Origin of the sequence: Oerskovia sp. NPDC057915 (assembly GCF_042887685.1) — a bacterium.
GTDB lineage: Bacteria > Actinomycetota > Actinomycetes > Actinomycetales > Cellulomonadaceae > Oerskovia.
In genome coordinates, this window is record NZ_JBHVOS010000016.1 from 75,036 (window position 1) to 97,482 (window position 22,447).

Annotated in this window: 20 protein-coding genes; 9 read left to right on the forward strand and 11 right to left on the reverse strand. The window is 73.2% G+C overall.

What is annotated here, in order from left to right; all coding sequences use genetic code 11:
* The first annotated feature begins 129 nt into the window (after window positions 1-129).
* The 5 genes from ACFVQ3_RS12260 (at window position 130) to ACFVQ3_RS12280 (ending at window position 5,548) form a co-directional block, all read left to right on the forward strand.
* Window positions 130-1,506, forward strand: coding sequence for an MFS transporter (locus tag ACFVQ3_RS12260; RefSeq protein ID WP_387639222.1), 1,377 nt, complete (start codon window positions 130-132; stop codon window positions 1,504-1,506).
* 323 nt (window positions 1,507-1,829) lie between these two features.
* Window positions 1,830-2,291, forward strand: coding sequence for a hypothetical protein (locus ACFVQ3_RS12265; RefSeq protein ID WP_387639224.1), 462 nt, complete (start codon window positions 1,830-1,832; stop codon window positions 2,289-2,291).
* Window positions 2,288-3,172, forward strand: a complete 885-nt coding sequence (locus ACFVQ3_RS12270) for a helix-turn-helix domain-containing protein (RefSeq protein ID WP_387639226.1) — start codon at window positions 2,288-2,290, stop codon at window positions 3,170-3,172. The genes ACFVQ3_RS12265 and ACFVQ3_RS12270 overlap by 4 nt, the downstream gene beginning before the upstream one ends.
* Window positions 3,173-3,325: 153 nt before the next feature.
* Window positions 3,326-3,967, forward strand: a complete 642-nt coding sequence (locus ACFVQ3_RS12275; RefSeq protein ID WP_387639229.1) for a hypothetical protein — start codon at window positions 3,326-3,328, stop codon at window positions 3,965-3,967.
* A gap of 93 nt (window positions 3,968-4,060) precedes the next feature.
* Window positions 4,061-5,548: a sugar porter family MFS transporter gene (locus ACFVQ3_RS12280; protein WP_387639231.1), complete on the forward strand. Its 1,488-nt coding sequence runs from the start codon at window positions 4,061-4,063 to the stop codon at window positions 5,546-5,548.
* A gap of 85 nt (window positions 5,549-5,633) precedes the next feature.
* Here the strand turns inward: ACFVQ3_RS12280 and ACFVQ3_RS12285 are convergent, their stop codons facing one another.
* Both ACFVQ3_RS12285 and ACFVQ3_RS12290 read right to left on the reverse strand, forming a co-directional pair.
* Complete coding sequence (locus ACFVQ3_RS12285) at window positions 5,634-6,320, reverse strand: response regulator (protein ID WP_387639233.1); 687 nt, start codon at window positions 6,318-6,320, stop codon at window positions 5,634-5,636.
* Window positions 6,317-7,795 carry a sensor histidine kinase gene (locus tag ACFVQ3_RS12290; protein ID WP_387639236.1) on the reverse strand — a complete coding sequence of 493 codons (1,479 nt, stop codon included), beginning with the start codon at window positions 7,793-7,795 and terminating at the stop codon, window positions 6,317-6,319. The genes ACFVQ3_RS12285 and ACFVQ3_RS12290 overlap by 4 nt, the downstream gene beginning before the upstream one ends.
* A 127-nt stretch (window positions 7,796-7,922) precedes the next feature.
* Here ACFVQ3_RS12290 and ACFVQ3_RS12295 point away from each other — a divergent pair, with 127 nt between their 5' ends.
* On the forward strand, window positions 7,923-8,717 hold the full coding sequence (locus ACFVQ3_RS12295; RefSeq protein WP_387639239.1) for a GAP family protein: 795 nt from the start codon (window positions 7,923-7,925) through the stop codon (window positions 8,715-8,717).
* Window positions 8,718-8,872: 155 nt separating this feature from the next.
* Window positions 8,873-9,532 carry a class I SAM-dependent methyltransferase gene (locus tag ACFVQ3_RS12300; RefSeq protein ID WP_387639242.1) on the forward strand — a complete coding sequence of 220 codons (660 nt, stop codon included), beginning with the start codon at window positions 8,873-8,875 and terminating at the stop codon, window positions 9,530-9,532.
* A 15-nt stretch (window positions 9,533-9,547) separates the two neighbouring features.
* Here ACFVQ3_RS12300 and ACFVQ3_RS12305 read toward each other — a convergent pair whose 3' ends face one another.
* The 5 genes from ACFVQ3_RS12305 to ACFVQ3_RS12325 form a co-directional block, all read right to left on the reverse strand.
* Window positions 9,548-10,117, reverse strand: coding sequence for a DivIVA domain-containing protein (locus tag ACFVQ3_RS12305; RefSeq protein ID WP_387639245.1), 570 nt, complete (start codon window positions 10,115-10,117; stop codon window positions 9,548-9,550).
* A gap of 94 nt (window positions 10,118-10,211) precedes the next feature.
* On the reverse strand, window positions 10,212-11,696 hold the full coding sequence (locus tag ACFVQ3_RS12310) for a flotillin family protein (RefSeq protein WP_387639312.1): 1,485 nt from the start codon (window positions 11,694-11,696) through the stop codon (window positions 10,212-10,214).
* Between the two features lie 157 nt (window positions 11,697-11,853).
* Complete coding sequence (locus tag ACFVQ3_RS12315; protein ID WP_387639247.1) at window positions 11,854-12,324, reverse strand: NfeD family protein; 471 nt, start codon at window positions 12,322-12,324, stop codon at window positions 11,854-11,856.
* A gap of 198 nt (window positions 12,325-12,522) precedes the next feature.
* Window positions 12,523-13,656: a phosphotransferase family protein gene (locus ACFVQ3_RS12320; protein ID WP_387639250.1), complete on the reverse strand. Its 1,134-nt coding sequence runs from the start codon at window positions 13,654-13,656 to the stop codon at window positions 12,523-12,525.
* 81 nt (window positions 13,657-13,737) lie between these two features.
* Window positions 13,738-14,805: an ABC transporter permease gene (locus ACFVQ3_RS12325; protein WP_387639252.1), complete on the reverse strand. Its 1,068-nt coding sequence runs from the start codon at window positions 14,803-14,805 to the stop codon at window positions 13,738-13,740.
* Window positions 14,806-14,897: 92 nt separating this feature from the next.
* Here ACFVQ3_RS12325 and ACFVQ3_RS12330 point away from each other — a divergent pair, with 92 nt between their 5' ends.
* Complete coding sequence (locus ACFVQ3_RS12330) at window positions 14,898-15,491, forward strand: TetR/AcrR family transcriptional regulator (RefSeq protein ID WP_387639255.1); 594 nt, start codon at window positions 14,898-14,900, stop codon at window positions 15,489-15,491.
* Between the two features lie 216 nt (window positions 15,492-15,707).
* Here the strand turns inward: ACFVQ3_RS12330 and ACFVQ3_RS12335 are convergent, their stop codons facing one another.
* Both ACFVQ3_RS12335 and ACFVQ3_RS12340 read right to left on the reverse strand, forming a co-directional pair.
* Window positions 15,708-17,495, reverse strand: coding sequence for a pyruvate dehydrogenase (locus ACFVQ3_RS12335; protein ID WP_387639257.1), 1,788 nt, complete (start codon window positions 17,493-17,495; stop codon window positions 15,708-15,710).
* A 399-nt stretch (window positions 17,496-17,894) separates the two neighbouring features.
* Window positions 17,895-19,166 carry an MFS transporter gene (locus tag ACFVQ3_RS12340; protein WP_387639260.1) on the reverse strand — a complete coding sequence of 424 codons (1,272 nt, stop codon included), beginning with the start codon at window positions 19,164-19,166 and terminating at the stop codon, window positions 17,895-17,897.
* Window positions 19,167-19,309: 143 nt separating this feature from the next.
* Here ACFVQ3_RS12340 and ACFVQ3_RS12345 point away from each other — a divergent pair, with 143 nt between their 5' ends.
* On the forward strand, window positions 19,310-19,609 hold the full coding sequence (locus ACFVQ3_RS12345; RefSeq protein ID WP_387639263.1) for a GNAT family N-acetyltransferase: 300 nt from the start codon (window positions 19,310-19,312) through the stop codon (window positions 19,607-19,609).
* 97 nt (window positions 19,610-19,706) lie between these two features.
* Here ACFVQ3_RS12345 and ACFVQ3_RS12350 read toward each other — a convergent pair whose 3' ends face one another.
* Together ACFVQ3_RS12350 and pgm are read right to left on the reverse strand one after the other, a co-directional pair.
* Entirely contained in the window at window positions 19,707-20,414 is a 708-nt protein-coding gene (locus tag ACFVQ3_RS12350; RefSeq protein ID WP_387639266.1) for a hypothetical protein, read from the reverse strand.
* 206 nt (window positions 20,415-20,620) lie between these two features.
* Window positions 20,621-22,303, reverse strand: coding sequence for a phosphoglucomutase (alpha-D-glucose-1,6-bisphosphate-dependent) (gene pgm, locus ACFVQ3_RS12355; protein WP_387639268.1), 1,683 nt, complete (start codon window positions 22,301-22,303; stop codon window positions 20,621-20,623).
* Between the last annotated feature and the right edge of the window lie 144 nt (window positions 22,304-22,447).

Sequence of the window (22,447 nt, forward strand, 5' to 3'; positions counted from 1 at the left end):
GCGCGCCCCCCGCGGCCGTCGTCAGGGGAATGCCCGACGGCGCCACGCACCGGGTCAGCGGCCTCTCGTCCTGAGACGGTCGCCCCGGGAGACTGTTCCGGCGCCGACTCGGGGGTAACCTCGTCGCTCGTGCCCCGCCTCGACGGCATCCTTGCCGACACGACCCCGCTCCGCGTCTCCCCACCCTTCCGCAGGCTGTGGTGGGGGCTCGGGATCTCCAACCTCGGTTCGCAGCTCACGGTCGTGGCCGTGGGCCTCCAGGTCTACGCGCTCACGGGCTCGACGCTCGCGGTCGGCGTGCTCGGGATCTTCGCGCTCGTGCCCCTCGTGGCCCTCGGCCTCTACGGGGGCGCGCTCGTCGACGCGTACGACCGCCGCAAGGTCGCGCTGCTCGCGTCGTGGGCGCTGTGGGTCGTCACGGGGCTGCTCGCGCTCCAGGCGTGGCTCGACGTCGGGTCCGTCGGGGTCCTGTACGGGCTCGTCGCGCTCCAGTCCGCTGCGTTCGCGATCAACAACCCCGCACGCTCGGCGATCATCCCGCGCCTGGTCGAGCCCCGGCTGCTGCCCGCCGCGAACGCGCTCCAGACCATCTCGTGGAGCATCGCACTGACCGTGGGTCCGCTGCTCGGCGCGTTCCTCGTGGCGCTGTGGGGCTACGGGATCGCGTACTCGATCGACGTGGTGCTGTTCGCGGCGGCGCTGTGGGCCGTGTGGCGGCTGCCGTCGATCCCGCCGGTCCCCACCGACGCCCCCGCCGGCGACGTGTCAGAACCTGCGAGCACCCCAGGTCACGCCGGTCCTGACGGCGTCGCGGTCGCCGTCGACGACGCGCCCCGGCGCAAGGTGGTCGGCATCAGCTCGGTGGTCGACGGCCTGCGCTACCTCGCGACCCGGCCCAACGTCCGCACGACGTTCCTCGTCGACCTCGCCGCGATGATCCTCGCCTTCCCGCGCGTGCTGCTGCCCGCGGTCGGCGTCCTGTTCATCGGCGGCGGCGAGACCACGACGGGCGTCCTCAGCGCGGCCTTCGCGGTCGGCGCGGTGCTCGCCGGGGTGTTCTCCGGGGCGCTGTCGCGCGTGCGCTGGCAGGGCCTCGTGATCGCGTGGGCCATCACGGCGTGGGGGCTGTCGATCGCGGCCTTCGGCGCCGTGCTGCTCCTGGTCGGTTCGACCAACCCGCCGCAGGTGCTCGTGGGCGGGCTGGTCGCCGCGTGCGTCGCCCTCGCGCTCGCAGGGGCCTCCGACGCCGTGAGCGCGGTCTTCCGCCAGACGATCCTGCAGACCGCGACACCCGACGACATGCGCGGTCGCCTCCAGGGCGTGTTCATCGTGGTCGTCGCGGGCGGCCCGCGCCTGGGCGAGGTCGTGCTCGGGGCGCAGGCGAGCTGGTTCGGGGAGGCGTGGGCCGCGGTCGCGGGCGGGCTGGCCTGCATCGTCGTCGTCTGGCTGATCCTGCGCGCCCAGCCACGCTTCCTGAGGTACGACGCGCTGCACCCCGAGCCGTAGGGCGGGGTGCGGGACCGCGCGCCGGGGAGTCGCGGGACCGCGCGCCGGGGAGTCGCGGGACCGCGCCCCGGGCGACGGGGTTGCGCGCCGCTCGAGGGCCCGACGACGTCGGCCCGGATCGTCGGTCGGCTCGCCGAGCGTGCAGTTCGGGTCGCGCAGCGAGGCTGTCGGCAGCCCGAACTGCACACTCGGCGACCTGGGCCTGCGTGCGCAGCCGGGGGTGGGCCCGTAGCCGGGCGGTGGCATGACCTCCGAGGTCATCGACAGGGCGCACGTAGCCCCACGAGAGTGGGACCCACAGCACCCGTCCACCGGAGGTCACGATGCATCCCGCACCCGCCACAGCCGATACTGCCCGCACTTCTGCCGCCCACCCAGAGTCCACCGCCGACCGCACGTCCACCGTCCCCGAGGCTCTCCTGCGGGGAGCGATCCGGACCGACGCCGTCGTCGGGCTGGTGAGCGCGCCGCTGCTGCTGGCGGCCGCGGTCCCGCTCGCCGACCCGCTCGGGCTGCCCGTCCCGCTCCTGGTCGGGGCGGGCGTCGTGCTGCTGCTCCTCGCGACCTTCCTGTGGTTCACCGCGCGCGCCGTGCCGCTCCACCGGGGCGCCGCACGGGCAGTCGTCGCCGCCAACTGCTCGTGGATGGCCGCGAGCGTCGCCGTCCTGGTGGTCTGGTCGCCGACGCTCTGGGGAGTCCTCTTCGTGGCAGCCCAGGCCCTCGCGGTCCTGTGGATCACGATCACCGAAGCGGTGGGCCTGCGTCGTCTGCGCGGCGGCCGGTGACGGGGCAGGCGGTAGCGCGTCCCGCGGTCCGGGCGGCGACGGGCGGCCCCGCAGCCGCGCCGCGCCAGGCCACCGTGGGTGCGCTGCTGCGGGAGTGGCGTGAGCGTCGGCGCGTCAGCCAGCTCGCGCTCTCGATCGAGGCGGACGTCTCGACCCGGCACCTGAGCTGCGTCGAGACCGGGAGGTCCCGGCCGAGCCCAGGGCTCGTGGCCCGGCTGGGGGAGGTCCTGGACGTCCCGTTGCGGGAGCGGAACCGTCTGATGCTGGCCGCAGGGTATGCGCCCGCCCATCCCGAGACCCCGGTCGCGGCGCTCGAGTCCCTGCGCGCGTCGCTGCGGGCCGTCCTGGACGCGCACGACCCGTTCCCGGCCTTCGTCGTGGACCGGACGTGGACGGTGGTCGAGGCCAACGCGTCGGTCCAGGTGCTGCTCGACGGGGTCGACGAGGACCTGCTGACCGAGCCCGTGAACGTGCTCCGCATCGGACTGCACCCGCGAGGGATGGCGCCGCGCGTCGTCGACCTCCGACGGTGGCGCGAGGAGCTGCTGGGCCGGCTGCGGCGCCAGGTCGGGTGGAGCGCCGACGATGACCTCGCGGACCTCTACCGCGAGCTCGACGGGTACCCGGTCGCGCCCGGCCCCGCCGCGGCCCCGGGACCGGCCGACCCCGAGCAGAGCAGCCTCGCGATCCCGTTCCGCCTGCGGTACGGCGACGACGAGCTCGCGTTCCTGGGGATGGTCACGACCTTCGGGACGCCCGTCGACGTCACGCTGTCCGAGCTCACGATCGAGACGTTCCTCCCGGCCGACGACCGCACGGCCGAGGTCCTGCGCGCGGCGGCGGAGGCGCGCCGGGAGGCCGCGCGGTCCGTGGCCGGGTAGCGGTGCGGGGTGAGCCCTGGGGACGAGGCTGCCCGACGACGTCGCGCCGGTCCCCGAGGCCGCTCGCCGAGCGTGCAGTTCGGGTCGTCCTACGCGCCTGGCGACAGCCCGAACTGCACACTCGGTGACATGCCGCCGCGGTACCGTCCCCTGGTGGAGATCGACGAGGAGCCGCCGCCCGTCTGGTTCGGGCACGAGGTCCGGGTGCTCGCGCCCTCGGGTGCGGACGTGGGGGTCGGCGTGGTGCGCGGGGTCGTCCGCCCGTGGCGAGGTCGCCCCTGGTCGTTCACGGTCGCGCTCGACGACACAGGAGACCTCGTCGGCGTCACCGCGGCCCGGGTCGTGCCGACCGGCTGGTTCCGGGAGGACGACGGCACGCGGCTCACCGCTGACGAGCACGCACGCGGGAGGGTCGGAGGCGTCCGGCCGGGGGACCGCATGCGCCACCGCCACGTGACGCTGCGGTCCCACGTCCAGGCGCGTGACGCGGACGAGGCTGTGGCACGGACACGCGAGCTCGTCGCGGCGCTGGGCCTCGACACCGTCGACGTCGACGAGCCCGTCGAGCACGGGAAGGTCCCGGGGACCTGGGTCGTCGTGACCGGGCTCTCGTGGCCGGCCGGCGCAGGTGACGACGCCGAGGTCGTGATCGCACGCCTCACGGAAGCGACAGGTCTCGACTGGGGAGCGGTCTCGGGCGGGCCGGACGGGTGCGACGCCGTCTGGGACCCGGGCGACGCCGTCGGCCCTCCGACGGCGCACGTCACCTGGATGATCCTCGACGCGGTGCCGTGACCTGCAGGGTGACCCTCACCACGGTCGCTCACCGCGCGACCACGCCTCCTCCTCACTATCGTCGAAGGACAACCTGACACGGAGGGGGTCGTCATGACCAGCAACGACGCGGGAGCGGCTGGGGACGCACAGGCCCAGGCCAGGGCCAAGCGGCTGAACAAGAAGGTCGTCGGGATCAGCCTGGCCGCCGCACTGGGTGGCTTCCTGTTCGGGTTCGACACGGCGGTGATCAACGGGGCCGTCGACTCCTTGTCCGAGACGTTCGAGCTGAACGCGGCGATCACAGGTTTTGCGGTGTCGTCGGCGCTCATAGGCTGTGCGGTGGGCGCCTGGTTCGCGGGGCCGGTCGCGAACAAGATCGGCCGCATCAAGGTCATGCTCATCGCGTCGGCACTGTTCTTCGTGTCGGCGTTCGGTTCGGGTCTCGCGTTCTCGGTGGTCGACCTGATCATCTGGCGCGTGGTCGGCGGCCTGGGTATCGGTGCCGCGTCGGTCATCGCGCCCGCGTACATCGCCGAGGTCTCGCCGGCACGCATCCGTGGGCGGCTGGGGTCGTTGCAGCAGCTCGCGATCGTGACCGGCATCTTCGCCTCCCTCCTCACGGACGCCGCGCTGGCGGGTGCTGCCGGGGGCGCGTCGAACGTCCTGTGGCTCGGGCAGGAGGCATGGCGCTGGATGTTCATGGCGGCTGCGGTCCCGGCGGTCGCGTACGGACTGTTCGCGCTCCGCATCCCGGAGTCGCCGCGCTACCTGGTGGCGAAGGGCGAGACGAAGAAGGCGGCCGACGTCCTGCGGGAGTTCACGGGGGTCGACGACGTCGACCACAAGATCGCGGACATCGAGGACTCCCTCAAGTCCGACACCAAGGCGTCGCTCAGGGACCTGAGAGGCAAGCGCCTGGGCCTCAAGCCGATCGTCTGGGTCGGCATCCTGCTCTCGGTCTTCCAGCAGTTCGTCGGGATCAACGTGATCTTCTACTACTCGACGACGCTGTGGCGGTCGGTCGGGTTCTCGGAGGACGACGCCCTGCTGACCTCGGTCATCACGTCGGTCACGAACATCGTCGTCACGATCGTCGCGATCCTCCTGATCGACCGGATCGGCCGCCGCATCCTGCTCCTGGCGGGCTCGACGGGCATGTTCGTCTCGCTCGGCATGATGGCCATCGCGTTCACGCAGGCGACGATGACCACGGCCTCCGACGGCACCTCCACGGCCTCGCTCGACGGCGCCTGGGCCACGGTCGCGCTCATCGCGGCCAACGCGTTCGTGGTGTTCTTCGGGGCGTCGTGGGGGCCGGTCGTCTGGGTGCTGCTGGGGGAGATGTTCCCCAACCGCATCCGTGCGACGGCGCTCGCGGTCGCGGCTGCGGCGCAGTGGGTCGCGAACTTCGCGATCTCGACGACCTTCCCCGTGCTGGCCGACATCGGCCTGAGCTTCGCGTACGCGTTCTACGCGTTCTTCGCGCTGCTGTCGCTGTTCTTCGTGTTCTACAAGATCCCGGAGACGCGCGGCAAGGAGCTCGAGGACATGCGTGACGACTTCGTCATCAAGCGCGGCCACATCGTCGAGTCGGCCTGACGCGCCTCGTCCCTGCCGAGTAGTGAGCAGATGCCCCTGAGTCCCACGATTCAGGGGCATCTGCCTTCTTCTCGGCGGTGCGCGGCTACGCGAGCCCCGTGTCCCGTGCCACGATCGCGGCCTGCATGCGGGTCGTGACCTGCAGCTTGGCGAGCACGCGCGACACGTGCGTCTTCGCGGTGGCCTCGCTGATGACGAGCTCGTCGGCGATGCCCTGGTTCGACAGTCCCCGGCCGAGGGCCGCGAGCACGTCGGTCTCGCGCGGGGTCAGGTCGGACAGTCGCGGGTCGCCCGGCGTCCCCGTGCCCGACGGCGCCGCGCCCCCCGGGAGGTGAGCGCCGCCGTCGGGCCTGGGGGCGGACGCGAACGCCGCGAGCAGGCGGCGCGTGACCTCGGGCGCCAGGACGCCGTCCCCGGCCGCGACGCGTCGCACCGCGTCGACGAGGGCGGCCGGTTCCGCGGTCTTGAGCAGGAACCCTGCGGCCCCTGCGCGCAGGGCCTCGTCGACGTACTCGTCGAGGTCGAACGTCGTGAGGACGAGGACCTCGGCGAGGCGCTCGGTCACGATCGTGCGCGTGGCCTCGATGCCGTCGACGCCCGGCATGCGCAGGTCCATGAGGACGACCTCCGGACGCAGGGCGCGGGTGTTCGTGATCGCCGACGAGCCGTCGGCGGCCTCGCCCACGACCTCGATGTCCGGGGCCGACGCGAGCAGGAACCGGAGCCCGGCGCGGATCGCGGCGTGGTCGTCGGCGAGCAGGACACGGATCATGCGGGGGCTCCAGGAGGGTCTTCCGGGTCGGGTGCGGGCGAGGTCGGTCCTGACACCTCCGTGCAGGACCGGCCCAGCGGCAGCTCGGCCCGGACGGTCCACGAGTCCCCGGCGCCGGTCGGGCCCGCCCGGAAGGTGCCGCCGAGCGCCTCGGCGCGTTCCCGCATGGTGAGGAGCCCGGTGCGAGCGCTGAGGCTCGGTGCCAACGGTCCGGGCCGGGCGGTCTGCGTGCTCGTGACCTCGACCGTGAGGACCGGGTCGGGCGCCTCGTCCAGCCCGAGCACGACCCGCACGCGGGCTCCCGGGGCGTGCTTGGCCGCGTTCGTCAGCGCCTCCTGGACGATCCGGTGCGCGGCCTGGTCGAGAGCCGACGGCAGGTGGACGGACCGGACGTCGTCGGGGTCCTCGACCTCGACCGTGATGCCCTGGGTGCGCGCGGACGCGATCACGTCGTCCATCCCGGCGAGGCGCGCGGGGGCCGCGACCGCCTCGCCCGCGAGCACCGTGCCGCCCGCCGCGTCGTGGACGGTGGACGCGCCGTCGCGGGGGAGGTCGGACCGCAGCAGCAGGATCATGGCCCGCATCTCCTCGAGCGACGTGATGCTGCTCGACCGCACGAGCTCGAGCGCCGCCCGGTCCTTGGCCGCGTCCGGGGGCGACGCGAGCGCGGCCCCCGAGTGGATCGCGATGGCCGACAGGTGCGACGCGATGACGTCGTGCAGGTCGCGTGCCATCGCCGCACGCTCGGCCCGTACGGCCTCGTGCTGGCCGAGCTCGGCGATCCGCTCCAGGTCGGAGGCGCGCTGCGCCTCGAGGTCGGCCCGCTGGGCCGCGAGGTCGGCGAGGTTGGTCTTCTGCCGCACGTTCGCGGCCCACCACAGCGGGGTCGCGATGATCGCGGCCGCCTGGATCCCTCCCAGGACGAACCCCTTCACGTCCCGGAAGTACTCGCCCGTGGCGACCGCGGCCGCGGCGACGAGCACCGTCACCGCGATATTGACCACCCGTCGCAGCCGCCTGCTCCCGTAGAGCCCGCACGCGAAGAGCAGCTCCCACAGGACGAGGAGGACGCTCAGGCTCCCCCCGATCGCGATGTCCGCGAGCAGCGCGACCAGCCCGCCGACCAGCGCGAGCGCCGTGCGGCGGCGCTTGACGAGCAGCATGAGGCAGCCGACCGCGAGGGGCAGGACGTGCCACCACCGGTTGGCCGGCTCGACGAACGGCGGGAACGACCACACCGCGACGACCCCGACCGCGAGCAGCGCGACCCCGAGCACGAACGTCCCGGCCGCGTCGTACGGGTCCCCGCCGGGCCCGTCGTCGCGGAAGCCGGCGTCGATCCGGCGCACGACCCGCCGCACGCGCGAGGCGCCCGGCGCCACGGCGTCGCCGAGCCCCCCGGCCGCAGCGTCACCGGGGGACGGGTGGTCGGCGTGCGCGGGTCGGGGCGCGGCCGCGGGCAGGGGGTCGGGCACGTCCCCATCTCAGCACAGGGGCGTCGCGCGCGGATCGCCCGAACGATGTACGGCGCGGCGTCCGGCGGACCGAGGATCACTCGTCCGCCCGACGACGCCGGCCCCCGCCCCGCGCGAGGGTGGCGGCATGGAACTCCTGCCTCTCCTCGGCGTGCTCGTGGTCCTGGCCCTCGTCGACTCGACGAGCTTCGGGACGCTGCTCATCCCCGTCTGGCTGCTCATGACGCCGGGGCGGGTGCGCGTCGCCCGCCTGCTCGTCTACCTGGGCACGGTCGCCGGGTTCTACCTCGTGGTCGGGGTCGTCGTCGCGCTGGGCGCGGGGGCCTTCGCCGAAGGGTTCGGCGAGCTGTTCGAGACACGGCCCGCCCGGATCGTCGAGCTCCTCGTGGGGGTCGCGCTGGTCGCGTACAGCTTCCGCCTCGACCGGCGGTCCAAGGGGTCGTCGGACGGTCAGGGTCGCGTCCTGCGGTGGCGGGCCCGCGCGATGGGGGCGTCGAGCGGGACGGGAGCGGCGCCGTCGGGCCTCACGCCCCTGTCCGACGGCGCAGCGCACCCCGCGCCCGTCGCGACCGCGTCGCGCGCCGGCTCCGTGACGGCCCTCGTGGGGCTGGCGCTCGCGGCCGCGGCGATCGAGCTCGCGTCGATGCTCCCGTACCTCGCGGCGATCGGGATGATGACCCGCGCGGACCTCGGGTGGCCTGCGACAGGGGTCGTCCTGGCGGGGTACTGCGTCGTCATGGTGCTGCCCGCGCTGCTGCTCATGGCGGCGCGCGTCCTCGCCGCCCGCCAGGTGGGGCCGCTGCTGGACCGGCTCAACGCGTGGATGACGAAGAACGCGGCATCGACCACGGCATGGGTCGTGGGGATCGTGGGCTTCCTGCTCGCACGCGACGCGGTGGTGTGGCTCGGCTGGATCGGGTGAACGCTCTCGGCAGACCGGGGCGGGCCACCGGGTCCGCGTCTGCCCGGGTCCCTGTTTGCCGGAACGGCAACGGCGCTTGCGCGAGGGCCGGGCCAGGCGCCATGGTCGGGGAAGACGGCCGACCCCTGCGGCCCACCCCGACCCGAGGAGCCCGCGTGCCGCACGACCACCAGAACCACGAGCACGGCCACCAGCAGCACCACCACGACCAGGCGTTCTGGGACGAGCGCTACGGTTCCTCGGCGGCGGTGTGGAGCGGCAACCCGAACCCGCAGCTCGTGCGCGAGGTCGCGGACCTGCCCGCGGGCCGAGCGCTCGAGGTGGGGGCGGGCGAGGGGGCCGACGCGGTCTGGCTCGCGCGGCAGGGGTGGGACGTCGTCGGGCTCGACGTGTCGCCCGTGGCGCTCGGGAAGGCCGCTGCCCACGCGGTCGTCGCGGGCGTGGCCGAGCGCATCGAGTGGCGCCAGGCCGACCTCGTCGGGTGGGAGCCGGGCGACGAGCGCTTCGACCTCGTCACGGCCCACTTCATGCACCTGCCGGCCGACCTGCGCCGCCAGGTCTTCCCGCGCCTCGCGCAGGTCGTGGCACCGGGCGGGCGGCTGCTCGTCGTCGGGCACCACCCCGAGGACCACGAGACGGTGCGCCGCGACTTCGACGAGCACTTCTTCTACACGGGCGACGACCTGCTGGCCGAGCTCGACCTCGCCGGGTGGGTCGTCGAGACCAACGACGCACCCACGCGCGAGATGCTCGACGCCGAGGGGCGCCCGGCCACGATCCGCGACACGGTGCTGCGGGTGCGACGGCCCGCGTGACGCTCCCGCTCCGGGCTACGCCTGCGGTGCGGTGCGGAGCGTGATCCCGTCCGGCCCCGCGTCGAGCGCGGTCACGTGGGCCGTCGACCCGTCGGGGAGGAGCACGACGAGCCGGTCGCTGCCGTTCGCGCGGACACGGGCGTACTGGAGCTGCGTGGTCAGGTCGTGGATGCCGAGGGGCTTGCTCCCGGGTCCCGCGGTCGCCCCCGCGGCCGGGACCGGTGAGGTGACGGCCGGGTCCTGCTGCCCGACGGCGTCGCTCGCCGCCCCGGTCGGGTGCGGGGCGGCCGGGTGCGGCGTCGGCGCAGGGCCGGACTCGTAGGACCGGAGCGTGCCGACGATCCCGTCGATGAGGTCGTCGACCTCGGTGACGTCGTAGCCCTCGCGCCACTTCGTGGCCGAGAACCGGACGCCGCTGGCCTCGGCCGAGGTCAGCAGCCCCGTGCCCGGGCGGTCGCCCGACTCGTACGCCGCGAGGGTCACGGCGACACGGTCGAGGTAGTCGTCGACCTGCACGACGTCGTAGCCCTCCCGGAACTTCGTCGCGGTGAACTTCGTGTCCAGGACCTGGTCAGCGGTCAGCATGCGGGGGCTCCGAGGTGTGAGGCGGGACGGCGGGCGACGCCGGGGCGGACCCGAGCGGGTCCACCCCGGCGCCGCGGCCGGTGTCAGCGACGGATCAGTTGGACGACGCGGCCGACGGACCGGCCGACCCGTTCGACGCCGACTGGCCGCTGAGGTGCCCCCCGGCGAGCCCGGCGATGAGCTGGTTGATGTCGACGCCCGTGAGCTGCTTGATGACCTGCTGGCCCTCGCCCAGCACCGAGGCGACGTTCTTGGTGACCGCGCTCGCGCCGTCGGTCGAGATGACCGTCATGCCCTGGATCTTGCCGATGGGCTCGGCCGCGGCGCGGACGATCTCCGGCAGGCGCTCGATGAGCTCCTGGACCAGGGCCGCCTCGCCGTACTTCTTGAGCGCCTCGGCCTTGGCGTCCGTGGCGACGGCCTCGGCGCGACCCTCGGCCTCGACCGCGAACGCCCGTGCCTCACCCTCGGCCTTGATACCGACGGCCAGGGCGACCTGGCGGTCACGCTCGGCCTCACCGGCGCGACGGACGGCCTCGGCGGACGCCTCGGCGTCCTGGATCGCGGCGGTCTTGTTGGCCTCGGCGATCGTGGTGCGCTTGTAGGCGTCGGCCTCGGTCGCGGCGTTCGACGAGTCGCGCTGGGCGTTGGCCCGCTGGACCTCGGCGTAGGCCGCAGCCTCGGCGGGCTTGCGGATCTCGATGTCGAGGCGCTCCTGCGTCACACGGGCCTGCTCGGCGAGGGCCTCGCGCTCCTCGACCGCGACCAGGCGTTCCTGCTCGGCCCGGGCGAGCTGCCCTGCGGCCTCGGCCTCGGCGTTGGCCTTGTCGGTCTCGGCCTTGATGATGGCGCGCTTGAGGTCGAGAGCCTTCTGGCGCTCGGCGATCTGCTCGGCGGCGTCGATCGCGGCGAACTCCGACGCCCGCTGCGCCTCGGCCTCGGAGACCTCGGCGACCTGGCGGGCGCGAGCGGCCTCGGCGCGACCGAGGTTGGCGAGGTAGTCGGAGCCCGGCGTCGAGATGTCCGAGATGTTAAGGAGGTCGACCTGCAGGCCCTGCTCCGAGAGGTCGGTCTTGGTGGACTCGACGACGCGGTCCGAGAGGCCCTTGCGGTCGGAGATGATCTGCTCGATGGTCATGTCGCCCACGATCGAGCGCAGCGAGCCCTCGAGGGACTCCTTGATGATCTCGGTCAGGGTGCCCTGCTGGGACAGGAAGCGCTGGGCCGCACGGCGCACGCCCTCCTCGTCACCACGGACCTTGAAGTTGATCGACGCCTTGATCGCGATCTTGATGCGGTTCTTGTCCACGCCCTCGACCGTGATGCCGATCTGGCGCTGCTCGAGGGAGATGGAGAAGCCCTGCTGGAGGATGGGCCACACGAACGTGCGGCCACCCGTGACGACGCGCTGGCCGGTGCCCGCGGCCTCCTTGCGGCCCGCGCCGCGCCCGACGATGATCAGCGCCTCGTTCGGGGGCACGCGGCGGATGCGCTTGGCGATGAAGGTGATGATCGCGAAGAACGCGATGACCAGGGCGATCGTGGCGATGATGCCGACGAGGTTGGAATCTTCGAGCATGTCGGTACGCGCCTGCGGCGCGACTCCTTTCGGTGGCGGGTCGTGCGAGCGGGTCGTGCTGGTCCTGCTGGTCATGCGGTGGTGGTGCGCGTCGTGCGGCTGGGGTCGCCGGCAGGGTCACCGCGGGGTCACCCTGCGGGGGCGCCCGACGGGGAGGTCAGTCGTTGGGGAAGTAGCGCCGGACGCGGACCCGCGTCCCGGACTGCTCCAGGACGACGACGCGGGCCCCCGAGGGGATCGGCTCGTCGGCCCAGGCGAGGCGTCGTTCGAGCTCGTGCGCGGCGTCGAGCGAGACCTCCCCGGTCGCGGGCGAGATGTCGCTCGTCGCGGTGCCCTGGACGCCGACGAGCGAGATCGGGACGGCGTCGTCCGACGCGCGGAGCTTGGCGGTGAGCACGGCCACGAGGAGGATCGCGAGGGCGGCGAGGACTGCGGAGCCCACGTACGCCAGGACGACGGGCAGGTCGTTCGAGACGACGATCGCCCCGGTCGCGCCGAACACGATCGCCCCGACGCCGAGCGAGGTCCCGGAGACGGCGCCGTCGCCGAGCTCGATGAACTCCCCGAGGATCATCGAGACCAGGACGAGCGCGAGCCCGACGATGCCGACGACGACGAACGTGATCACCGCATACCCCCAGGGTGGGTCACGTCGCGCCGCCGAGCACGGGCCGCCCGAACACTTGACGTGATCGTGAACTTGCCCGAACTCTAGCGTGACTCAACCCTGCCCCGGGACGAGATGGGTGGTCCGCACCATCGGACCGAGCGTGTCGGAACCTGCGTGACCTCTGGGGCACGGTGGTTCCGACACGTCCCTCGGAGGTCAGCGGGAGAGCTGGTCCAGCACCACGTCGAGGTTGGCCGCGGCCGTGTCGCGGTAGCCCTGGACCCATTCGCCCTGGTAGTCGCGGGGGACGACCTCGGTCACAAGCACCGCGCTGATGTACGCGCGGTACAGGAGCAGGCGCACGTCACCGGCCCCGAGGGTGCTCGCCCCGGGACGCACCTGCCCGACGGCGTCGCTCCCGTCCGGTGCGCCGCCGTCGGGCAGGAATTCACCCGGGGTGGGAGGCGCGAACCACGGCTCCTCGACGGGGAGCCGGCCCCCCGCCGAGCGGTAGCCCGCAGCGATCGCGGGCGGGACGGGGCCGAGGCCGAGCTGGTCTGCCCCCGCGAGCTCGTACAGCGGGTCGGCCCACAGGCAGCGCTCGGTGTCGATCACGCCGCTCAGGCGCAGGGGGGACGGCTCGTCGGGGGAGCCCGCTGCGACCGCCGGGTCCGCGAGGCCGGGGCCCCCGGCGGCGAGGAACAGGTTGCCCGGCCACAGGTCGGCGTGGACGAGGCGCGGGACCGTGACCTCGGAGAGCGCGTCGCGGTGGCGTGCGACCACGGCCCGCAGGGCGTCGGCGGGGAGGTCGACGGCCCAGGTCTCGGCGTCGGCGAGCAGAGCCTCGACCATGAGGCCGAACGCCTCGGGCCACGTCGGGGCGCTCATCCCGGACGCCGGGGCGGGGTAGCCGAACGCGTCTCCCGTGACCGTGTGCAGACGGGCCATGAACGCGCCGAGGTCGTGGTGGACCCGCGCCGTCGCGGCGTCGTCGAGCGGGGGCAGCGTGTTCCACACCTCGCCGTCGAGGAACGTGACGACCAGGGCGTCGCCGTCGAGCGTCGTCCGGCTGAAGTCGCTGTGGACGACGCGCGGCATGAGGAGGTCGGGGCGCTCCGCCACGCGCCGGTAGACGTCCTCCTCGGTGCCGAGGATCCCGTGCTCGTAGCGCAGGAGGCGGGAGGTGTCGGCGCTCGTGATCTTCACGACGACGCGCTGACCGTCGGTGAGGTCGACCCGGAACGTCGAGGCGAACATCCCGCCGTCCAGGGGGGCGGCGGCGGCGATCTCGCCGAGCGGGGACACGATGCGGGAGAGCTGGTCGTCGGTGACCGTCATCTTGGTGAGCACGCTGGCGATCGTATCGATTCGACGGCCGGTGGGGAAGAGGGCCGGGGCGGGGGGCTTGCGTGCCACCCGCCCCGGCCCTCCTCAGCGAGCGGCCGCCAGGGTGCCGACCGCGGGCGCCTCGGTGCTGGTGGCGGCGCCTGCCTCCGGTGCGCGACGGGCGCCCCCGCGGACCGACCCGGCGAGCACCAGGCCGATGCCCAGGGCGGCCCAGCCGGCGAGGACGAGCCAGGAGAACGTCGTGTCGGCTCCCGGGAAGTAGGACAGCGACCGCAGGAGGGTCGCCGACGCCCCGGGCGGGAACCACTGCCCCACGGCCCCCCACGGCGACAGCAGCATCTCGACCGGCATCGCGGCCGCCGAGATCGGGTTCGCGAAGAGCAGGAAGACGACCGGCCCGACCGAGATCCCGGGGCGCCCGAGCAGCGCAGCGGCGCCGACGATCGTTCCCGAGATCCCGAGGAGCGTGAGTGCGACCGCCGCGGAGTCGGCCAGGAACGACCCGTGCAGGCCGCCGAGCAGGTGGAGGATCGCCGCGATCACGAGGCCGCCGACCACCGCGTAGGCCCCGAGCCCCGCGAGGCGGTGCCCCGTGCCGCGCACCACGAGGGCGATCGCGACGCCGCCGACCAGGCCACCGAGCACGAGGGGGAACGTCGCGGCGGCGAGGGTCGTGCCGCGGGCGTCGTCCGGGGACAGGGGGACGAGGTCGGTCACCACGACGGTCGGTGCCGAGCCGGCCGGTGCGCCGAGAGCGGCGGCTGCGGCGTCGACCTGGGCCTGGAGCGCGCTCGCCTGCTCCCCGAGGAGCTGGGCGACGACCGGGCTCGCAGCCGAGGCCGTGAGGATCTCCGGGGCGGGACCCAGGACGATCGCGCCGTACACGTCGCGGGCCTCGACGAGCGCGACCGCACCGGCTCGGTCGGCGACGGCCGTGACGTCCAGGACGCCAGGGGTGCTCTGGGCGAGACCGGCCTCGACCTGGGCGACCTGCTCGACCGGACCGGCGACGGCCACCGGGAGGTTGCGGGGGTCGGCCGTGACCGAGGGCCACAGGAAGGCCAGGACCAGGGCGCTCACGAGGGTCACGAGGCCGAGGGCGAGTCCGAGGGTGCGGGGCCACGGGGTGGTGCCCGGGGGGCTGGTGGTCATGACGGGCTCCTTAAAACGAATGTTCGTTCTTTATAGACTCGCGGCCGCCGCCCGTGCCTGTCAAGAGCGAACGTTCGGTTTATGGTGGGTCGGTGCCCAGAGTGACCGAGGAGTACCGCGCCGCCCGCCGCGAGGAGATCGTCGAGGCAGCCCTCCGGGTCTTCCTGCGCAAGGGATTCCAGGCCGCCTCGATGGCCGACATCATCACCGAGTCCGGCCTGTCCGCCGGAGCGATCTACGGCTACTTCGACAGCAAGTCCGAGCTCATCCACCAGACCGCCGCCCAGGTCGTCGGTGCCCGGGTCCTCGACGTCGAGAAGCTCGCCGCGAGCGAACCGCTCCCCGTGCCGGCCGAGGTCGTCCGGGTCCTCATGACCGGCGTCCAGCGCGAGCTCCGCGACCCCAGGATCCTCGTCCAGCTCTGGGGGGAGGCCGTGACCGACCCCGCGCTGCGCGCGCTCGCCGCCGGCGTCGTCGAACGCATCCTGCGGACCTTCGAGGACTACCTCACGGTCTGGCACCAGCGGATGAACGGTCACGCCGAGGCGGAGGCGGCGGCGCTCGCGGCCGAGCAGGCGCCGTTGTTCGTCAGCGCCTGCCAAGGATGCATGCTCCAGTCGGCCCTCATCGAGGACTTCGACCGGGACGGCTACCTCGACCTGCTCGTGCGCTACCTCCCCCGCTGAGGGGCTGCGCGGAGGCGCGGTGCCGCAGTCGGCACCGGGCCGGGCGTCGGCGACGCGGGGTGTGCGTGCGCCGGGCGGGGGGCGTCGAGTGTGCAGTTCGGGCTGTCAGGAGCGCGCCCGGGCAGCCGGAACTGCACACTCGACGGGCCAAGGCCAGGCCAGGCCGCCCCGGGGCCAGGCCCGGCCGGGCCAGGCCCGGCCGGGCCAGGCCGGGCCCTACGGCCGCGGCACGTTCCTCAGGTTCGCGCGCGCCATCGACACGACCTCGCCCATGCCGCCACCCAGGATCTCCTTGCTCATGGCGACCGTGAAGCCGCGCACCTGCCCGGCCGTGATGGTCGGCGGCAGGGACAGCGCTCGCGGGTCGGTCACGACGTCGACCAGCGCGGGGCCGGGGCGGGAGAGGGCCCCGCGCAGCGCGCCCCGCACGTCCTTGGCCCGCTCGACCCTCACGGACGGGATCCCGATCGCGTTCGCGACCGCGGCGTAGTCGATGTGCGGCGACTCGGTGCCGAACATGGGCAGCCCGTCGACGAGCATCTCGAGGCGCACCATCCCCAGGCTGGCGTTGTCGAACAGGACGATCTTCACGGGCAGCTCGTAGGCCTTGATCGTGATGAGCTCGCCCAGCAGCATCGACAGCCCGCCGTCGCCCGCCATGGCGACGACCTGCCGGTCGGGCTGGGCGGCCGCGACGCCGATCGCGTGCGGCACCGCGTTCGCCATGGACCCGTGCAGGAACGACCCGATGACGCGCCGCTTGCCGTTGGGGCTGATGTACCGGGCGGCCCACACGTTGCACATGCCCGTGTCCACGGTGAAGACGGCGTCGTCGGCGGCCTCCTGGTCGAGGACGTCTGCGACGTACTCGGGGTGGATGGGCGAGTGCTTCTCGACGTCCTTGGTGTACGCCCCGACCACGCCGGTCATCGACTTCTCGTGCTTGGCGACCATGCCGTCGAGGAACGAGCGGTTCTTGGCCGTGTTCACGAGCGGCAGCAGGAGCCGCACGGTCTCGCCCACGTCGCCGACCACGGCGACGTCGAGCCGGGTCCTGCGGCCCAGGTGCGTGGGGTCGGTGTCGACCTGCGCGGTCCGCACGGACTCGGGCAGGAACTGGTCGTAGGGGAAGTCGGTGCCGAGCAGGACCAGGAGGTCGGCGTCCTGCATGGCGTCGTGCGCGGCGCCGTAGCCGAGGAGCCCGCTCATCCCGACGTCGAACGGGTTGTCGTACTGGATCCACTCCTTGCCGCGCAGCGAGTGGCCGATCGGCGCGGCGATCTTGTCGGCGAGCGCGATCACGTCGTCGTGCGCGCCGCGTGTTCCTGCGCCCGCGAAGATCGTGACCTTCTTGGCCTGGTTGATCGCGTCGGCCAGCGTCCTCAGGGCGTCGGGGTCGGGGATGATCCGGGGCCTCGCGGGGTGGACCGCGACGTCGATGATCTCGGCCGCGGCGTCGAGGTCCGCGACGTCGCCGGGGATGGTCAGGACCGAGACCCCGGGGGCGCCGTAGGCGTGGTGGATGGCGGAGTTGATGACGCGCGGTGCCTGCTTGGCCGACGAGATCATCTCGGAGTACACCGAGCACTCGGTGAACAGGCGGTCCGGGTGCGTCTCCTGGAAGAAGCTCGTCCCGATCTGCGCGCTGGGGATGTGGCTCGCGATCGCGAGAACGGGCACCTTGGAGCGGTTGGCGTCGTAGAGCCCGTTGATGAGGTGCAGGTTGCCGGGCCCGCACGAGCCCGCGCACACCGCGAGCTTCCCGGTGACCTCGGCCTCGGCCGCGGCGGCGAACGCGGCGGACTCCTCGTGGCGCACGTGCACCCACTCGATGCCCTTGCCCTTCCCCTTCTGGCTGCGCCGGACCGCGTCGACCACGGGGTTGAGGCTGTCGCCCACGATCCCGTAGATACGTTCGACCCCCGCTTCGATGAGCTGCGCGACGAGCAGGTCGGCGACCGTCCTGTTGCGCTTGTCCTGGGGCCGACCGAGTCCGAGTGCCATGGGAGAACCTCCGCACGAGGGGATGGGGGATCTCTCCATCGTGCGCCGGAAGGTCCGGGGGCGCAGCCGCTGGGGCCGTTCCGCTCGTCACGTCCGGGTGTCAGGTCCGCGTCACAGCGGGTGCGCGTCGAGTGTGCGGTTCGGGCTGTCGCGAGGGCCCGGGGACAGCCCGAAGTGCACACTCGCCGTGGCGAGCAGTTCCCGGCCCGACGGCGACCGGCACCGGGTGCACACCACCCGGGTGCGGGGCTCGCCCGGGGTGGGCGGCGCCGTCGGGCGTGGGACTGCCCGGGTGCGGGGCTCGCCCGGGGTGGGCGGCGCCGTCGGGCGTGGGACTGCCCGGGTGCGGGGCTCGCCCGGGGTGGGCGGCGCCGTCGGGGGAGCGACCGCGGGCGTCGCCTACGCCTCGTCGGGGACCCCGTCGGCGTCGGGGTCCGTGCCGGGGACCGGCGCGTCCCGGCGCAGGACCCGCAACGACGCGAGCACCGCGACGACCGCGAGGCCGGCCGCGATCATGACGACCTGGAAGCCCGCGTGCGCGCCCGCGGCGTCGATGCGCGACCCCGCGATCGACGCCCCGAACGAGACGCCCACGCCCAACGACGTCCCGACCCACGCGAGACCCTCGGTGAGCTGGTGCGGCGTCACGAGCTTCTGGACCAGGGCGTTGCCGTTGATGAGGGTCGGGGCGATCGTGAAGCCCGTGACGAACATGACGACCGCCAGCATGGGCAGCGACGTGACCACGAAGAACAGCGAGACGCCCAGCGCCAGGGCGACCATGCCGATCGCGAACCGCTTCCACAGCGGGGAGACCCAGTGGCGTGCGCCGTACGCGAGGCCCGAGATGAGCGAGCCCATCGCGAAGACCGCCAGGATGAGGCCCGACGCCGACTTGGACCCCTGCTCCTCGGCGAACGCGATGGTCGAGACGTCGGTCGCGCCGAAGATGAAGCCCATCGCGACGAAGACCACGGCGAGCACGATCATGCCGGGCGACCGCATCGCCGACCCGTGCTTGACGCCCGGGACGACCGGGATCACGGGGGGTTCGGTGCGGCGCTGCGACAGGAACCAGACGCCGCCCACGACGGCCGCGACCGCCGGGACGATGATGCCCGCGGAGTCGGTGACCTCGGTCGCGAGCAGCGTCGCGAGGACGGGGCCGACGACGAACACGAGCTCGTCGAGCGCGGACTCCAGGGAGTAGGCCGTGTGGAGCTGGCGGGAGTCCTTGACGGCGTGGCTCCAGCGCGCGCGGACCATCGAGCCGTACGAGCCGATGCTCGCGCCTGCGACGACGGCCGTCACGTAGAGCCAGATCTCGGGGGCCTGGTTGACCGCCGAGAGGATGAGCCCGACGAGTCCGGCCGTGCTGACGACGAGCAGCGGGCGCATGACCTTTGCCTGGCCGACGCGGTCGACGTAGCGCGCGATCTGCGGCGAGGCGATGGCCTGCGCGATGACGTAGGCCGCGGACACGCGACCGGCCAGCGCGTAGGAGTCGTAGATGCCCTGGATCATCAGGACGATGCCGATGCCGACCATGGACATCGGGAGCCTCGCGACGACGGCGGCGGCCGAGAAGTTCAGCGCTCCCGGCTTGCTGAGGACGACGCGATAGGGGTTGCGGGAGTCGTCTGCCGCTGCACGAGAGGGGTCCTGTACCACCGTGCCATTCTCCCATCTGTTGCCCCGGTCGACGGCGCCTGTCCAGCGCGCGCCCAGCCGTCGCCGGTCGCACACCGGCACGTACCGAGTGTCACCGTTCCACCGGGCGCGCGCGAACCGATTCCGGCCCGCATGATGAACGGGTGAGCGAGCAGACGCAGGAGATCGCGGTCGTCGACAACACGGCCGAGGAGCGCTTCGAGGCGCGCACGCCCGAGGGGGAGGTGGCGGGGTTCGCCGCGTACGTACGACAACCCGGCCAGGTCGTGTTCACGCACACCGAGGTCGACGACGCCTTCGCGGGCCACGGCATCGGGTCGACGCTCGCGCGCGGGGCGCTCGACCAGGTGCGCGCCTCGGGGCAGAAGGTCGTGCCCCTGTGCCCGTTCATCAGGGCGTTCGTGCAGCTCCACGAGGAGTACCAAGACCTGGTCGCGCGCTGACCCGCGCTCGCGCCGACCCGCGCTGCCGCGGGAACGACCGAGCGGGGGAGGCCCTCGCCGGTGACGAGGACCTGCACCGCTCGGCGGGGTGCCGCGATCAGGAGATGGTCGCGGCGAGCGTGACTTCCTGGCGCAGGTCGTGGTTCAGGTCGCCCGAGGCGTCGGCCGGGGTCAGCGTGACCTCGAACTCGATGGGCGATCCGGGCTGGTACTTGAAGTTCTCGCCGTAGGCGACGGACTGCCCCGGCGCGAGGACGAACGGCGCCTCGCCGGATCCCGGGGCGATCGGGGAGTCGACGACACCGGCGGCCTCGAAGAGCGCGCTGTCGACGATGCTGTCCATGCCCTGCATGTAGGGCCAGTCGGCGTAGCGGGCGTCGACGCCCACGACCGTGTAGCTCAGGGGCAGGTCGGCGTCGCCCGTGTTGGTCAGGACGTAGTTGACGAACACGATCTCGTCGCCCGGGTTCAGGATCGGCTTGCCCGACTCGTCCGCGAACTGGCCGGTCTTCGTCGCGACGGCGGTGCTCACCTGGTAGACGTCCACGGTGAAGCCGTCGCCCTCGGCCGTGCCGAGCTGGGTGCCGACGACCGCGTTGGACGCGGCCCACGCCGGCTTGTCCCCCGTGCTGGCGGCGGCGGGCTCGGCCTCGTCCTCGGCGGGGGTCTCCTCCACGGCCGGCTTCTCGACGCTCGTCGAGGCCGAGGTGGTCTCCTCGGGGGCGTCGTCGCCCGCGCAGGCGGACAGGCCGAGGACGGCGACGAGGGCGAGGGGCAGCGCGAGGGCTGCGCGTGACGTGCGCATGGGGACTCCAGAGATCGACGAGGGAACGCCTTCGATACTAGGAGTAGATCTTCGCGGCAGTTCGCGATTCTGATGGTGAGAACTACCCATGTGAGATACCCGACGGCGGGCGTCCGGGCCGCCACGAGGTGCTATGCCGCGGGGACGGGGAGCGGCGAGGTGCCCGACGGCGGTGCGCACCGCCGTCGGGCACCCCGCCCCGGGCGTCAGCCGCCCAGGGCGTCCGAGACGACCTGCTTGGCCTCGTCCTGCACCTGCGCCAGGTGCTCGGCCGAGACGAACGACTCGGCGTAGATCTTGTACACGTTCTCCGTGCCCGAGGGGCGCGCCGCGAACCACGCGTTCTCCGTGGTGACCTTGAGGCCGCCGATCGCCGCCCCGTTGCCCGGCGCCGTCGTCAGCCTCGCGGTGATCTCCTCGCCCGCGAGCGTCGTCGACGTGACCTGCTCGGGGCTCAGCCGCGCGAGCGCCGACTTCTCCTCGAGCGAGGCCGGGGCGTCGACGCGTGCGTACCAGGACTCGCCGTACTGCTCGACGAGCCGGGCGTGGTGCTGCGACGGGGTCCTCCCCGTGGTCGCGAGGATCTCCGAGGCGAGCAGCGCGAGGAGCAGGCCGTCCTTGTCGGTCGTCCACACCCCGCCGTTCGTGCGCAGGAACGACGCGCCCGCCGACTCCTCGCCGCCGAACCCGACCGAGCCGTCGAGCAGGCCCGGCACGAACCACTTGAAGCCCACCGGCACCTCCTCGACGCGGCGGCCCAGCCCACCGCCGACCCGGTCGATGAGCGACGACGACACGAGCGTCTTGCCGATCGCGGCGTCCTGACGCCACCCCGGGCGGGCCCCGCCGTAGAGGTAGTCGATCGCGACCGCGAGGTAGTGGTTGGGGTTCATGAGCCCGGCGTCCGGCGTGACGATCCCGTGGCGGTCTGAGTCCGCGTCGTTGCCCGTCGCGATGTCGAACGTCGAGGTCGCGTCCGGGTCCGTCATCTTCTGCACGAGCGAGGCCATGGCGTACGGCGACGAGCAGTCCATGCGGATCTTGCCGTCCCAGTCGAGCGTCATGAACGCCCACCGCGGGTCCACCTGCGGGTTCACGACCGTCAGGTCCAGCCCGTAGCGCTCGCCGATCTCGCCCCAGTACTCGACCGAGGCCCCGCCCAGGGGGTCGGCGCCGATCGAGACGCCCGCGCCGCGGATCGCGTCGAGGTCCAGGACCGAGGCCAGGTCGTCGACGTACGCCGTGAGGAAGTCGTGCCGGTGCGTGGTCTCGGCCGTCAGCGCCCGCTCGAGCGGGACCCGCCGGACCTGCCCGACGCCCGAGCGCAGGATCTCGTTCGCACGGTCCGCGATCCAGCCCGTCGCCTCCGAGTCCGCCGGGCCACCGTGCGGCGGGTTGTACTTGAAGCCGCCGTCGCGCGGCGGGTTGTGCGACGGCGTCACGACGATGCCGTCCGCGAGCTCGGGGCCGCTCGTGCGGACGCCCTCCTCGGTCGCTGCGCCGTTGTGCAGCAGGATCGACTGCGACACGGCCGGCGTCGGCGTGAACGAGTCGCGAGCGTCGATGTACGTCTGGACGCCCGCCGCCGCGAGGACCTCGAGCGCGGTCTGCCACGCGGGCAGCGACAGCGCGTGCGTGTCGCGGCCGATGAACAGCGGGCCGTCGGTGCCCTGAGCGCGCCGGTACTCCACGATGGCCGCGGTGATCGCGACGATGTGCGCCTCGTTGAACGCGTGGTCCAGGCTCGAACCACGGTGGCCCGACGTCCCGAACACCACCTTCTGCGCCGGGTCGTCGACGTCGGGGGAGAGGTCGTAGTAGGCGCCGACCACGGCGTCCACGTCGATGAGGTCCTGAGGCTGGGCGGGAGTACCGGCGCGTGGGTCCATGGACCGATCCTGCCACTGGTGGGGGTGTCGCTGCTGGTCGGCCCGGCGCACCGGTGCCGAGCATGCGGTTGTCGTCGTGATCGGGCCGGATCCGGACGGCAACCGCATGGTCGACGAGCGACAACCGCATGCTCGGCGCCCCCG

Coding starts and splice junctions, on each gene's coding strand:
- ACFVQ3_RS12265 (WP_387639224.1), top strand. CDS start 1,830: ATGCATCCCGCACCCGCCACAGCCGATACTGCCCGCACTTCTGCCGCC.
- ACFVQ3_RS12295 (WP_387639239.1), top strand. CDS start 7,923: ATGGAACTCCTGCCTCTCCTCGGCGTGCTCGTGGTCCTGGCCCTCGTC.
- pgm (WP_387639268.1), bottom strand. CDS start 22,303: ATGGACCCACGCGCCGGTACTCCCGCCCAGCCTCAGGACCTCATCGAC.
- ACFVQ3_RS12325 (WP_387639252.1), bottom strand. CDS start 14,805: ATGACCACCAGCCCCCCGGGCACCACCCCGTGGCCCCGCACCCTCGGA.
- ACFVQ3_RS12310 (WP_387639312.1), bottom strand. CDS start 11,696: ATGCTCGAAGATTCCAACCTCGTCGGCATCATCGCCACGATCGCCCTG.
- ACFVQ3_RS12280 (WP_387639231.1), top strand. CDS start 4,061: ATGACCAGCAACGACGCGGGAGCGGCTGGGGACGCACAGGCCCAGGCC.
- ACFVQ3_RS12285 (WP_387639233.1), bottom strand. CDS start 6,320: ATGATCCGTGTCCTGCTCGCCGACGACCACGCCGCGATCCGCGCCGGG.
- ACFVQ3_RS12350 (WP_387639266.1), bottom strand. CDS start 20,414: ATGCGCACGTCACGCGCAGCCCTCGCGCTGCCCCTCGCCCTCGTCGCC.
- ACFVQ3_RS12335 (WP_387639257.1), bottom strand. CDS start 17,495: ATGGCACTCGGACTCGGTCGGCCCCAGGACAAGCGCAACAGGACGGTC.
- ACFVQ3_RS12305 (WP_387639245.1), bottom strand. CDS start 10,117: ATGCTGACCGCTGACCAGGTCCTGGACACGAAGTTCACCGCGACGAAG.